This window comes from Candidatus Eisenbacteria bacterium (assembly GCA_005893305.1).
Classification (GTDB): domain Bacteria; phylum Eisenbacteria; class RBG-16-71-46; order SZUA-252; family SZUA-252; genus WS-9.
In genome coordinates, this window is the sequence record VBOZ01000002.1 from 41,310 (window position 1) to 55,015 (window position 13,706).

Below are 13,706 nucleotides of genomic sequence, written 5' to 3' on the forward strand. Positions count from 1 at the left end.
GCCCCGTGAGCTCCCTCGATCGGCTGGCCGTGGCGCCTGCCCCCGGCGCGACCGGTGCCGAGCATCGGCCCCGGCGGTACGGCGAGGACCGCCTCCACCTTCTCGTCCGCGACCCGCGGTGCGTCTTTGTGACCTGGGAGATCTCTCCGGCGCTCGCGGCGCTCGCCTCGGAGCGGGCGCGCGAGGAGAGGGCGCCCATCCGGTATCAGATCCGCGTCGAGCGGATCGAGGGCAAGGAAGCGGCAACCAAGGCCAGGGCATCGGCGGCCGGGGAACCAGTGGCCGGGGAAGCAGTGGCCACGGTCGACCTCCCGAACGCGCTCGGGGACGACGGCTGGTACGTCGATCTTCCGACCTCGGGGGGAAACGTCCGCGCCGTGCTGGGGGTTGCTCTCCCGAGCGGCTTTCATACGCTCCTCTTCTCGCGGTGGGCGGCGGTGCCGCCCGAGGGCCCGAGCCTCGAGGAAGGGCGCTTGGACGCGAACGTCTCGGCGGCGGAGACGGCGCCAATCTCGAATCCCGACCGTTCCGGATATCTTTCAATCCTGCTCCACGCGCACTTGCCGTTCATCCGGCATCCCGAATACGAGGACTCGCTCGAAGAGCGCTGGCTGGACGAAGCGCTCATCGAAAGCTATCTCCCGCTCCTCCGCATGCTCGAAGGCCGCGCCGAGAGGCGCGCGCCGGGGCGGATCACCATCTCGCTCTCCCCGACCCTTCTCGCGATGCTCGAAGATCCGCTCCTTCGCCGGCGATTCGCGAAGCGGCTGGAGCAGCTCACCACGCTCGCCGATCGGGACGTAGCCCGCTATCGGGGCGATTCCCGATTCGGTCCGCTGGCCGAGCACTACGCCGAACGCTTCCGCGCCGCCCGCGTTCAGTACGAGGAGCGCTATCGCCGCGATGTCGCGGCCGCATTCCGGGAGGTGGAGGCGAGCGGCGTCGCGCGCCTCATCACGTGCGGGGCGACGCACGGCTTCCTTCCGCTCATGGATCTGCGCGAGCCGTCCTGGCGCGCGCAGCTCGGCGCCGCGGTCCGTGAGTTCGAGCGCCAGATCGGGCACCGCCCCGAGGGGATGTGGCTTCCCGAGTGCGGTTACGCACCGGGCGTGGAAGCGGTCCTGGCGGAACTCGGCGTCCGCTATTTCGCCGTCGACTCCCACGCGATCGAGCACGCGCGCCCGCGGCCGGGGGCGGGGACCTACGCGCCGCTCCATGTCGGGGCCGGCGTCTTCGCCATCGGGCGCGATGCCGAGTCATCGCGGCAGGTCTGGTCTTCGACGGAGGGTTATCCGGGCGACCCTGACTACCGCGAGTACTACCGCGACCAGGGATTCGATCTGCCGCTGGAGGAGGTCCGAGAGTTTCTTCCGTCGGGGGGGACCCGGACCCACCTCGGGCTCAAGTACCACCGGATCACCGACCGGCGATTTCCTCACCGCGAGCCGTACGATCCCGAGACGGCGCTCGAGCGCGTTCGAGCGCACGCGGCGCACTTCGTCCGCGGCCGCGAAGAGCAGGCGCGGGGCGCGGCCCGGGGCATCGGGCAGGCCGCCTTCATGCTGGCCCCCTACGACGCGGAGCTGTTCGGGCACTGGTGGTACGAAGGGCCGGAGTGGCTGGACCTGGTGCTCGACGGGATCGGGGCCTCCGACGTGCTGGACGCCACGGATCCCCTCGATGCGATTCGGCGGCTGCCCCGGGTCCACGCGGGGAGCCCTCACCTGTCAAGCTGGGGAGAGGGAGGCTACTGCGCGGTCTGGCTCGACCCAGTCAACGACTGGATCTATAAGCCGCTTCTTCGCGCGGCCGAGACGATGCGGGTCCTGGCCAAGGAGGGCGACCGTGGGGAACCGGCCAGAGCGCGCGCGCTCAAGCAGGCGGGACGCGAGCTCCTCCTCGCTCAGGCCAGCGATTGGGCCTTCATCATGAAGACGGGGACGCTCGTCCCGTACGCCCGCCGGCGCACGGAGGAGCACCTCGACCGGTTCGAGAGGCTGGCGACGGCGCTCCGCGGGGGAACGATCGACGAGGCGGAAGTCGCTGGAATGGAAGAGCGGTACGGCCTTTTTCCGGATCTAGACCCCGGGCTTTTCGCTTGACAGTGGTGCGCGCCTCTTCATACTCTACGGCAGTTCCCCCCCAGGTCCGAATGATCCGAGGAGTCCAGATGTTTCGCGCGCGCCTCATCCGAGCAGGGATTCTTTTTGCCGTCGCCGCCGCGGGAACGACCTCGTGCGGCAAGACCCAATTCACGCAGCCCAATCTCAAGACCGGCGTCGTCTCGGTGCAGGGGTTCGAGCAATATTTGAACTCGGCGCAGAAGGAGTCGCGAGAGCTCCTCATCGACGGCCGCGTGACCAACATCGAGTGGGACCTGACCGGGAATCCGTCCGTCGTCCTCCTCGAGGGCGGGGCCGGCGGAAACTACTACGTGCTCGTTCGAAGCCTCTGGACGCTCGACAAGTTCGGCGAGACCGACGGGTTCTACCTGCTCCTCGAGTGGCCGGACCGGATCGAGAACCGTCTGGAACAGCCGCTCGTCACGAGCGCGGACGTGCTCTCCGACACGGGCGACACCCTCATCGATTGCTCGAGCGACGCGCTCATCCGGGAAAGCTCCTGGTCGCGGTCCCCGCTGAAGGAAGATCAACTGTCGATCGAGCTCTTTTCCGACTCCCTCGGCTCCTATCCCGCGGACGTTTGGCGGTGGGGAGCGGAGACGACCGATCCCTGCACCCCCGTCAACGGATCGGAATTCACCGGGGCGATCACGGACGGCGACACGCTGGGTTCCACGACCCACCCCGCCGCCGGCTACCTGGAGGACCTCTACGACGTGGGAGGCGGGCCCGTCCGCGACCAGGGGAGCTGGACCTACATCTTCGACAACCACAACCCCGGATCGAACGTTCCTCTCTTCATCACCTCGAAGGGGTCACGCGACAGCAGGCTGAATCGCGCCAAGCCGACGGCCTACGTCCTGTGGCATTCGGTCGAGAAGCCCTTCCAGGCGTGCGAAAACGGTCATCCGCCGGACAATCCGATTCGCGAGGACGACGCGAGCGTAAGGGACAAGAGCTGGAATCCCGGGGATTATGTTCCGGCCTTCAGCACCAGCATGCCCACGGAAAGCCAACGCGACGTGATCGGCAAGGGCCAGTGGCTCGCGGGGAAATGGGCTCTCGAAGTGAGGCGTGATCTCACGACGCTATATCAGCCGCCCGACGTAAACGGTGTGCGTCAGGCTCCAATACCGCGTCTCGACGACGTGCAGCTCGTGCCTGGCCGCAGGTACATGATGCGGATCTCGATCTACGACGGCACCACCAAAGCGACCAGCCGGTCGCAGTTATTCCCCATCTACCTGAGGCCGTGAGCCCGACCTCCGAATGACATCTACGGCCAGTCCCGCCAAGGGCCGCGCGATCGCGACGGACGCCCTGCCGTATTGCCGGCCGGCGTTCCTGCTGCTGCTCTCCCTCGCGTTGCTCCACCCTTCGCCCGCCCGCGCGCAGGTCGCCGATGCCTGGCTTCGCTACACGCCGGTGGAAGCTTACGCGGGCAATCGATCCACGCGCCTCGACGGGATGGGATCGATGGAGGTCGCGGTCGAAGACGACCGGAACCTGATCGATCCCTATCATTACGGCCGAAACCCGGCCGCGCTCCTGATGTCCCGCGACACCTCCGCCGTCGTGATCCCGACCAGCTATCAGAATTTCGACGATCGCTACTACGGCATGGGCCACAGCGCCGTGGGGCGCTCCGCGGGATTCCACGGCGAGTTCCGGCCGAATTCCAAGTGGGGGATGGCCGCAGATTTCGATTACGGATCGCTCAACGCGAGCCGCCATGACCTCTGTCCCTCCCCGGACGACTGCCGCTTCATCCGCGATTTCGATCTGCCCGTGGCCCCTCAGATGGCCCCCGTCACGGGCGATCGGACGTTTGCCGCGGGCGTGCAGACCCCGCTGGCCACCGTGACCTATGCCCGGAACTTCTTTTCGAACGTGACGCTCGGGGCTCGCTTCGGCTTCCGGCACGAAAAGGAGAACCGGCGCATCCGCGAGCCGTACGATCTCGACGTGGCCAGCGATGCCACCGAGTTTACTGGCGGCGCCATCTATCCGTTGCCGATCTGGGGCGGATCGGCCACGCTCTCAGGCTTTGCCGGGTACTTGCGTCACCGGGTCGTGGGCCGGAGTCAGTCGGCGCTCAACGACGACGAATACGCTTGGGATCGTCCGCAGGTCAGCTACGGCGGCGCGATCCACGTGAGCCGGGGCAGATGGCTCCAGGGGATCGTCGACGGCCGCCACCGCTCCTTCGACGGGGAAGAGGTCGCGCGCGTCAATTGGGCCCCCCAGTTCTTCATGAATCCGAACCCCTCGGAGAACGACCAGGCGAACGTGTTCAAGAAGGACTGGTCCGCCTTCCTGAGCGGGTTGCGGCACAACGAGGGAAGCACGCGATGGCTGATTGGGCTCCCGGCGCACATTCATCTGGGTCTCAGCTATGCCTATTACCGCGAATACGAGTGGATCCACCCCAACGAGGTCGTCCTTCCGACCGTCGAGACGCTCGACGTGAGGCGCGCCGGCTACCGTTTCGCGAGCGGCTTCTCGGTGGGCGGTCCCGACCAAGGCTTGGTCGCGGTGGAAGCGCGAATCGCTCGGGAGTTCCGCCAGGACTTCACGAACCAGCTCCCGGATATCTCCCCCCTCACTTATACCTATCACTTCGGCGCCGAGTATCCGGTGCGGCCGCGCTTCCCGCTGCGTGGGGGAGTCGAGCTGATCCGCCACGACCCCAACTCGACCGACGCCAACGCGCCCGTGAAGGGGATCGGCGTGACCGCGGGCGCCGGGTATTTCGGGGGCGGCGCGCGGATCGATCTCGCGTACTCGCACTACCACTTCCATTCCTCGCCGGGCGATCCGTCCGAAGAGATCGGCTTCGGCGACCGCATGACGCTTACCATCCAGCGCCTCTTCTAACCGCGGGGCGCCGCCTTCCGCGATGAAGGATCTCGCCCACCTCGCTCTCGACACGGCCGTCGCGCGCGGCGCCGAGTTCGCGGACGTCCGGTTCCTCGAATCGGAGCGTGAAGACCTCCAAGTCAAGGACGGACAGGTTGGCGGCGTCGATCGCTCGGAGACGCGCGGGATCGGAGTTCGCGTTCTCCACCGGGGCGCCTGGGGCTACGCGGGCAGCGACGTGCTCACCCGGCAAGGCGTGGAGGCGTGCGCGGCCCACGCCGTCGCGCTGGCGCGGGCGAGCGCAACCGTCCGACGCGAGCCGGTCATCCTCGCCCCCGAGCCGCCGCGTCGCGCCACGTGGAGCTCCGACTGCGCCATCGATCCCTTCTCCGTGCCGCTCGAGAGGAAGCTCGACCTCCTGTTCCGCGTGGATGAGGCGCTGCGCCGCGTGAAGGGCGTCTCGATCGCCGAGGGGTTTCTCACCTTCGTCCGGAAGCGCCAGCTCTTCCTGAGCTCGGAGGGCTCCGAGATCGATCAGACCACCACCCGATCCGGCGGCGGCTACAGCGCCACGGCGATCTCGGGTGGCGAGGTCCAGAAGCGGAGCTTTCCCCAGAATGACGGGCAGCACCAGACGCTCGGCTTCGAGTTCATCGAATCGGTTCCCTGGGTGGAGAACGCGACCCGCGTCGGGGAAGAAGCGGTCGCGCTCTTGACGGCGGATCCCTGCCCCGGCGGGGAAGCCGACATCATTCTCGAGGGCTCCCAGCTCGCGCTCCAGATCCACGAGTCGGTGGGCCATCCCTCGGAGCTCGACCGCGTCCTGGGCATGGAGGCGAACTACGCGGGGACCAGCTTCCTCACGCTCGACCGTCTCGGGACGCTCCAGTTCGGATCGGGGATCGTGAACCTCGTGGCCGACGCCACGCTCCCCCACGGTCTGTCGACCTTCGGGTTCGACGACGAGGGCGTTGAGGCCCAGCGCTGGCACATCGTGAAGGACGGCCTCTTTTCTGGATACCTGACCTCGCGCGAATTGGCGGGTCGCGTCGGAGAAGGGCGGAGCCGCGGCTGCGTGCGATCCGACGGTTGGCACCACATTCCGATGATCCGCATGGTGAATCTGGGCCTGATACCCGGGAAGGGATCGCTTGAGGATCTCCTGGCCGACACCGACCGCGGCATCTACATGGAGACGAATCGGAGCTGGAGCATCGATCAGCTTCGGTACAACTTCCAGTTCAAGACCGAGATCGCCTGGGAAATCCGGAAGGGCCGCCGCGTGCGGATGCTGCGCAATCCCACGTACCAGGGCATCACGACGAAATTCTGGAATTCGTGCGACTTCATCTGCGGGCCCGAGGCATGGGCGCCCTGGGGCGTGACAAACTGCGGGAAGGGACAGCCCGGCCAGGTCGCGGAGATGACGCATGGCGCGGCCCCGGCGCGATTCCGCGGAGTCCGCGTCGGCGTGGGCTACGATGACTAGGGACGAGGCGCGGTCGGTTCTCGAGCAGGCGCTGAGCGTCGTCGGCGAAGGGGAGGCCGAGGTCGCCCTCGGCGGCGGCACGAGCCACCTGACGCGCTTCGCCAACAACGAGGTGACCCAGAACGTATCGGAGCGCCGGTTCGTGCTCTCGATGCGGGTCGTGCTGGGGAAGCGTACCGGCCGCGCGAGCGGGAACGATCTGAGTCGAGCAGGCGCGGAGCGTTTGGCCCGGGCCGCGACGGCGGCGGCGCGACTCCAGCCCGAGATCCCCGACCTCCTTCCTCTCCCGGGTCCCCAGACCTACCGCACCGTCGACGCGGACGACGAGGCGACGGGCCGTCTCGGGCCGGAGGAGCGCGCGCGCGAGGTCGGCCGCGCCGTGGAGCGCTGCGTCAAGGCCGGCGTCACCGCAGCCGGGATCTACGAGACGGGGCGGGGAACGATCGGCGAGTACGGCGAGCTGGACACGCTCGCGATCGCGAACAGCCGCGGGCTCTTCGCTTACCACCTCGGGACCGACGCCGCGTTTCGAATCTCGGCCCTCGACGGCGCCGCCTCCGGATGGGCCGCGAGGGAAAGCTACCGGGCCGGCGACATCGATGGAGAGGCGCTCGCGGCGCGCGCCGCCGACAAGACGATCCGCTCGCGCGATCCGGTCTCCTGGGATCCAGGGCGCTACACCGTCGTGCTCGAGCCCGATGCCGTCGCGGATCTTCTCACCGACATGTCGTGGATCTCGGTGGGTGCGCTCGCGGTGCAGGAAGGTCGGAGCTTTCTCTCCGGACGGATCGGGCAGCGCGTCGTCGGGGAAAACATCACCCTGAGGGACGATCCGTACCATCCGCTCCACCGCGGCTCCCCGTTCGACGCCGAGGGGATGCCGACGCAGCCGACGACGATCATCGAACGGGGCGTGGCGAAGACGCCGGTGTACGACCGGCAGACCGCCGCCAAGGATGGGCGCGAGTCGACCGGCCACGGGCTCCCGGTTCCGAATACGATCGGCCCCCTGGCCCATCATCTCGTGCTGGAGGGTGGGAGCGGCCCGGCCGAGGACCTGATCCGGGGAATCGACCGGGGCCTCTGGGTCACGCGCGTCTGGTACACGAACGTGGTCGACCCCAAAACCGTGACCTTGACCGGAATGACCCGCGACGGCCTCTTCGCGATCGAGAAAGGGAAGATCACGCGGGCGGTCCGTAACTTCCGATTCAACCAGAGCGTCGTCCAGATGCTGAACGAGGTCGAGGCCATGTCGGCCCCCGAGCGGGCGGGGGGCGTGGTCTGTCCGGGGCTCCGCGTCCGGAATTTTCATATGTCGAGCGTCACCGAGTTTTGAAAAAAGGGCTTGCGGGAACGCGAAACCTGGATATACTTCATTCGTAAGGGCTCTATGTGCCTAAGCCCCCATCGGTTTCAAGAGTCCCCCCCGAAACCGGCTCTAGCTCCCCCCATCCGCCGACGATGTTTTTCTCGGGTCAACTATCGACATTTCCTCGCCGCGGTGTCGCGGTACAGCGGGTCCAAGCAAGCCTGTTGCAACAAATTGGCTTGACTTGACCGGCCAAAGGCGGCATAAAGTAATGACCCCAACGTGATGGCACAGCCGACGAAAGGAGCGCTCCACGCCATGCCGAGCTACGCGTCGCGACGCGGCGGCTCCCTCAACAAAACTCCGCCGTCACTCGCCTTCGTTTTTCTCGCGGTTCTTTCCGTGCTGTTCGCAGACGCCGCGTTTGCCCAAACGGGTACGGTGACCGGAAAGGTCACCGACGCCTCGGGTATTCCCCAGCAGTTCGCGAACGTCACGATTCTGGGCGCCCAGAGCGGCGGCCCGACCAACGCGCAGGGCATCTTCACCATCATCAAGGTCCCCGTGGGCGTCTACACGGTGCGCGTCAGCATGCTCGGCTTCGCCAAGCAGGAGCGCCCCGGCGTCCGCGTCGACGCGAACAAGACGACGAACCTCGAGTTCAAGCTGACCGAGGAAGTAGTCAAGATGAGGGTCGTCGATGTCGCGGGCGACCTCAAGATCGCCATTCGCAAGAAGGACAGCTCCACCAAGCAGATCGTCACCGCCCAGGATCTCCACTCTCTCCCGGTCGACAGCTACAAGGACGCGATCGGGCTCAAGGCCGGCGTCATCAGCCAGGGAGGCGAGCTCCACTTCCGCGGCGGGCGCGCCGATGAGGTCCTCACGGTCGTCAATGGGATCGCCAGCCGAAACCCGCTCCGCGCCGAGGGCGTGGACCTGGGCCTCCTGGCCGTCTCCTCGAGCGAGCAGGTGCTGGGAGGACTGGACGCCCAGTACGGGAACGCGCTCTCGGGGGTGATCAACCTGACGACGCGCGAAGGCGGCGACAAGTTCGCGGGCGAAGCGCGGTACTTCACCGATCGCTACGGGGAGCACGACAAGGAATTCAATAATTTCGAGCGGCTGAGCGTCGGATTGGGCGGGCCGTTCCTCTTCGACAAGACGAAGTACTACATTTCATACGAGGGGACGTACACCGACACCTACCTCCGCAACACCACGGTGCACAACGAGCACCGCTTCCTGGATTTCATCCGGGTCGGGCTCCGGCAGGCGAACGCGTCCAACATTTCGAGCAAGCTCACGTACAACGTCACGCCGAACGAGAAGTTGAACGTCGAGTTCATTCAGAACAATTCCATCGACAGCCGGTACCACAATCGGTGGAACCGGAAGGGATTCGTGCAGGTGATCCAGGACAGCACGGCCCCGACCGACGGGAACGTCACGACCCGCTACGGCCATTGGTCGTACTACCCGGTCGATTCCAGCTACATTCCGATGAACACGGCGGATCATCTTCCGGTCGTCGACGCGAGCTATCAGCAGGTAGCCCTCACCTGGCGGCACGTCCTTGGATCCCAGAACGGCGAGATCTACAACATCCGCACCTCGCGCCAGCAGTGGGTGTCCCTCGAGGACGTCCTGGGCCGGCAGCTCTGGGAGTACATGCAGAGCCCCAATCAGTACTACGACCCGCTGAACCGGATCGACGGCGCGTACTACGTGACGAACGGCGATTATCCGTTCTACGAGCGCCGTCACACCGTCACCTACACGCTGAACGGCGACTACTCGAGAAAGCTCGGCAAACCCATCGAGCAGGGTGGCCATCCGCACAACATCATGGTGGGCGGCGACATCAACTACAACGACCTCTCGTTCCTCCTCGCCCAGTTCCCGAACGTGCTTGACGCGAACGGCGACTACGGAGCGACCCGGGACGAGTTCCAGAACTACAACCCGGAGGGCTCCTTCTTCGCGCAGGATCGCTGGGAGTACGAGGGGATGGTGTTGAACGCCGGGTTCCGCTACGACAGCTTCTCGGTCGGAAACCAGATCTCGTCGGCCGAGGTCGCCCACAAGGTGAAGACGCAGTGGAGTCCGCGCATCGGGATCGCCTATCCGATCTCGGATCGGGACGTCATGAGCTTCCATTACGGCCGGCTCTTCCAGGTGCCGGATCGCCTCTATCTCTATCAGGGGCGGAACATCTCCGCGGAAGCGCGTGGGAATCCGAACCTCGAGCCCCAGACCACGATCTCCTACCAGCTGGGCGTGCAGCATCTGTTCAGCAAGGAGATCTACGGCCAGTTCGGCGTCTACTTCAAGGACATCTACGGCCTCCTGACCACGGTGGACCAGGAGGTGCCGGGGTTCGCGATCACGGTGCCGACACGCGTGAACGGCGATTACGCCTCCTCGCGCGGCATCGAAGCCACCGTGATCAAGAGGCACAGCCACGGTTTCTCGGGCGAGCTCAACTACACCTACAGCAACTCGACCGGGACGGCGTCGGATCCGAATCGCGCCCTCGCGAGCTCGGGCAACATCCGCGACCAGTACAAGCCCACCTCGGAGCAGCCGCTCGAGTGGGACCAGCGCCACACCATCGCGGCGACGCTCCGCCTGGGGAACGAGAAGGATTGGGCGGCCAGCTTCGTCTACCAGTTCGGCACCGGCCTACCGTACACGCGGCAGGAACGGGAGCAGCGCCGGATCGATCCGGCGACCGTGAATGCGAGCAGGCTCCCCACAACCTCCACTCTAGCGGTCCAAGCGGAGCGGTTCTTCCGTGTCTGGGGTCAGAGCGTGACCTTTTACCTCCAAGGCACCAATCTGCTCGACGCGGAGAACATCACCGAGTTGCAGCCGAGCCTCTGGCCGAACAACCAGATCAACGGCACCTCGTATGTGACCTACTACTCAGAGACGGGCCGAGCCGGTGGAGCATTCCTGACCCAGGATCTGAACGGGGACGGTCGTGAAGACTGGTTCCCGGTCAACGATCCGCGCGTCTTCCAGCAAGGGCGCGTCATCCGGGTCGGAGTGGGAGTCCAATTCTAACCATGACCCAATCGCGAGCGTTGTTTTACGGGCGACGCGCCGCCTCCTTCGCCGCGGCGTTGATTCTCTGGGCCGGGGTGACGGCGTTCTATCAGCCGCCCGATGATCCCGAGGGTGGTGCGAAGCAGTACCAGAACAAGACGTTCCGGCTGGACGGAAAGTTCGTTCACAACGTCGGCCGGCTCCATCTCCAAATCACCAACATCGGACAGACCGGGAACGCGGCGAACCCGTCGCGAACGACGGTCCCGTCCGCGGAGTATCCTCCCGGCTCCGGCTTCGACCATCTCTACGCGGCGGGCCTCTGGGTCGGCGCCATCGACGCCAGCGGGATTCCCCATGTGACGACGGCGGCCTACAACGTCGAGTTCTCCCCGGAGACCAACCCCAAGGACGCATGCGTGCCCCTTCCGATCGACCAGGTCGCGGACGTGCGTGAGGCGTACGAGGGCATCCCCGGGGGAAACCGGGTGATCTCGGCCAGCTTGAGCCCGGACGACGACAACGACGGGCTCGTCGACGAGGACTTCTTGAACGGAATCGACGACGACGGTGACGGCCTCTGCGACGAGGACTACGCCGCCATCGGCCAGCAGATGTTCTCGTGCGAGTATCGGGACGACCTGCCCGCGATACGGCAGATCAACCCGGAGCACGTCGCCCTCGGGATCCGCGTTCGCCAGACCAGCTACGCTTGGTCGACTCCGGGCCAGAGCGATTTCGTGGGCATGGACTATCGGATCACAAACCAGAGCGGCCGCGCCATCCGGAACGTATACGTCGCGATCTTCGCGGATCCCGACATCGGTAATCGCGCGGTTACCGGCTATTTCCAGGACGACGAAGCGGCGCTCTTCGACTCCGTGGTGACGTATCTCGGCCCCGCCGGCGAAACGGTGAAGCGCAGGATCCAAATGGCGTACGCCTGGGACAACCCGGACAATCCGGCCCGGCCGCAGGACAACAAGGGCGGCGACGTGCCGGGGGACGGATATTTCGGCTGCATGTTCCTCAACCACACGACCGACCCGTCGGGCGCCACGGCGCCTCCCCATGTCGGCATCACGTCGTTCAAGTTCTTCTCCGGCTCGGCCTCGTTCGGAGCCGGAGGCGACCCGGAGAACGACGCCCAGCGGTACCAGCTGATGTCGGATCCCCGCTTTAACCCCAACAATCCGAACAACACCATCAACCCGAAGTCGGACCGCCCGCTCGACTACCGATTCATCATGGCGACGGGACCCTTCCGGCAGATTCTGCCGGATTCGACGCTCACCGTGTCGGTGGCGTGGGTGGCGGGGCTCGGACACGGCGGCCCGAACGACGTGAACCAGACTCTGGTCGGCAACGCTATCTCAGCCCAGCAGGTCTTCGACGGCCTCTACACGGACCTCGACAACGACTTGACGACGGGTACCTGCGGCAAGGAGACCTGCCTCAGAAACACGAGCGGTGGAAGAGCGTTTACGTACGAGCTTCCCGAGTCCTCGATCTGCCGCATCCGCTTCCACAGCGAGATCCCGAACGACCCGAAATACGACGGAATCTCGGCATGGGATAACAGCATCCCGTGCGATACCCAGCAGGGAGGGAAGTTCCTCTGCCTCGACAATCCGGGCCCGCCCCGGCTGACGCACTGCGCCTCGGCGGACACGCTGAACCTGCTCGTCAGCGGTACCCAGTGCACCTACGTGGACTTCGATTGCGACGTCAACACGGGTCAGGGCGGCCGAGAACAGATCGTGAACTGGGTCGCCGCGGCGCCGCTTCCATCCCCGTTTTTCCAGGGCAACAACGGGAACTCGGAGCCCAGGGATTTCCTCCCCATATACGAGAGCCATTCGGATTCGGCGCGGATATCGGCCTGGTATTTCCCGGGGGACACCAAGGTTACTTTGAAGTGGAGCAACTTCGCGGAGCAGATACGGGATGCCCAGCGGGGAAATCTCAAGGAGTTCGTCGGCTACCGGATCTACAAGGCCGCCGGCTGGAACCGCCCCCTCGGCACGAACGCTCCCGCCCAAAATCTCTGGACGCTCCTCGGCGAATGGCGGGCCAACCCCAAGGGGACACCGGCCCGACCGCTCGGAGAGCTGATCGATCCCAGCGCGCCCCTCGTGGAGCGGCACGACGTCAAGGTTCGGTGGGACCCGGTGGCCCGACGCGTCTACTCCGATACGACGAATTACACGGAACGGGACACGCTCTACGCGATCGGGCGCTATAGCTACGTCGACGACAGGGTGTTGAACGGGTTCCCCTACTTCTACTCGATCGTTCCGGTTTCGATCGTCCCCGGGGAGACCTCGGCAACCGACGTGATCCTGAGCGGGAACCCGAGCGCGACCAACGCGCAGGTGGTCTATCCGCGAGGCTCGTCGCAGGCGACGGAGAAAAACGTCTTCGTCGTCCCGAATCCCTACAAGGGACACGCGCAGTGGGATCTGATCCCGCGCGAGGAGGACCCGTCGGGCACCAAGGTGACGTTCATGAATCTGCCTCGGACCAAGGGAACCATTCACGTCTACACCCTGGCCGGGGACCTGGTGGTCGACATTCCGTTCGACGGCCGGGCCCCCTCCGATCTCCAGTTCGGCAAGGATCCGGTTACGGCCGGACAGGGCTCGAAAGCGTGGAATCTCATCTCGCGGAACGGCCAGAGAATCGTGAGCGGGATCTACCTCTATTCCGTCGACTCCGAGCTGGGGAGGAAGGTCGGCAGGTTCGTGATCATACGATGAGACCGGCCCGAGCGACCCACCGGTCTGTGGGCAAACTGAGGAGGATTTTCGTGAGAATCGCGATGGTGATCGCCGCCTGCCTGCTGCTCCCATTGACGGCCGAGGGCGCGCAG

8 protein-coding genes (1 of these 8 only partly in view) are annotated in these 13,706 nt (G+C 65.7%); all 8 read left to right on the top strand.

Annotation, left to right across the window (positions count from 1 at the left end; translation table 11 throughout):
* Window positions 1-5 precede the first annotated feature (5 nt).
* A complete protein-coding gene (locus E6K79_00560; protein TMQ67266.1) occupies window positions 6-2,102 on the top strand; it encodes a DUF1957 domain-containing protein in 2,097 nt (698 codons plus the stop codon).
* A 68-nt stretch (window positions 2,103-2,170) separates the two neighbouring features.
* Window positions 2,171-3,379 (top strand): hypothetical protein, encoded by a 1,209-nt coding sequence (locus tag E6K79_00565; protein TMQ67267.1) that lies wholly within the window; start codon window positions 2,171-2,173, stop codon window positions 3,377-3,379.
* Between the two features lie 13 nt (window positions 3,380-3,392).
* Window positions 3,393-5,000: a hypothetical protein gene (locus tag E6K79_00570; protein ID TMQ67268.1), complete on the top strand. Its 1,608-nt coding sequence runs from the start codon at window positions 3,393-3,395 to the stop codon at window positions 4,998-5,000.
* Between the two features lie 22 nt (window positions 5,001-5,022).
* Window positions 5,023-6,471: a TldD/PmbA family protein gene (locus E6K79_00575; GenBank protein ID TMQ67269.1), complete on the top strand. Its 1,449-nt coding sequence runs from the start codon at window positions 5,023-5,025 to the stop codon at window positions 6,469-6,471.
* Complete coding sequence (locus E6K79_00580) at window positions 6,413-7,810, top strand: TldD/PmbA family protein (GenBank protein TMQ67270.1); 1,398 nt, start codon at window positions 6,413-6,415, stop codon at window positions 7,808-7,810. Before E6K79_00575 ends, E6K79_00580 begins: the two co-directional genes overlap by 59 nt.
* 258 nt (window positions 7,811-8,068) lie before the next feature.
* Window positions 8,069-10,852 (top strand): TonB-dependent receptor, encoded by a 2,784-nt coding sequence (locus E6K79_00585; GenBank protein ID TMQ67271.1) that lies wholly within the window; start codon window positions 8,069-8,071, stop codon window positions 10,850-10,852.
* 2 nt (window positions 10,853-10,854) lie between these two features.
* The gene (locus tag E6K79_00590; GenBank protein TMQ67272.1) at window positions 10,855-13,593 is read left to right on the top strand and encodes a hypothetical protein; all 2,739 of its coding nucleotides are present in this window, start codon (window positions 10,855-10,857) and stop codon (window positions 13,591-13,593) included.
* Window positions 13,590-13,706: the start of a PorV/PorQ family protein gene (locus E6K79_00595; GenBank protein TMQ67273.1), read on the top strand. It continues 888 nt past the right edge of the window; the window shows 117 of its 1,005 coding nt (coding positions 1-117); the start codon lies at window positions 13,590-13,592; the stop codon falls past the right edge of the window. The genes E6K79_00590 and E6K79_00595 overlap by 4 nt, the downstream gene beginning before the upstream one ends.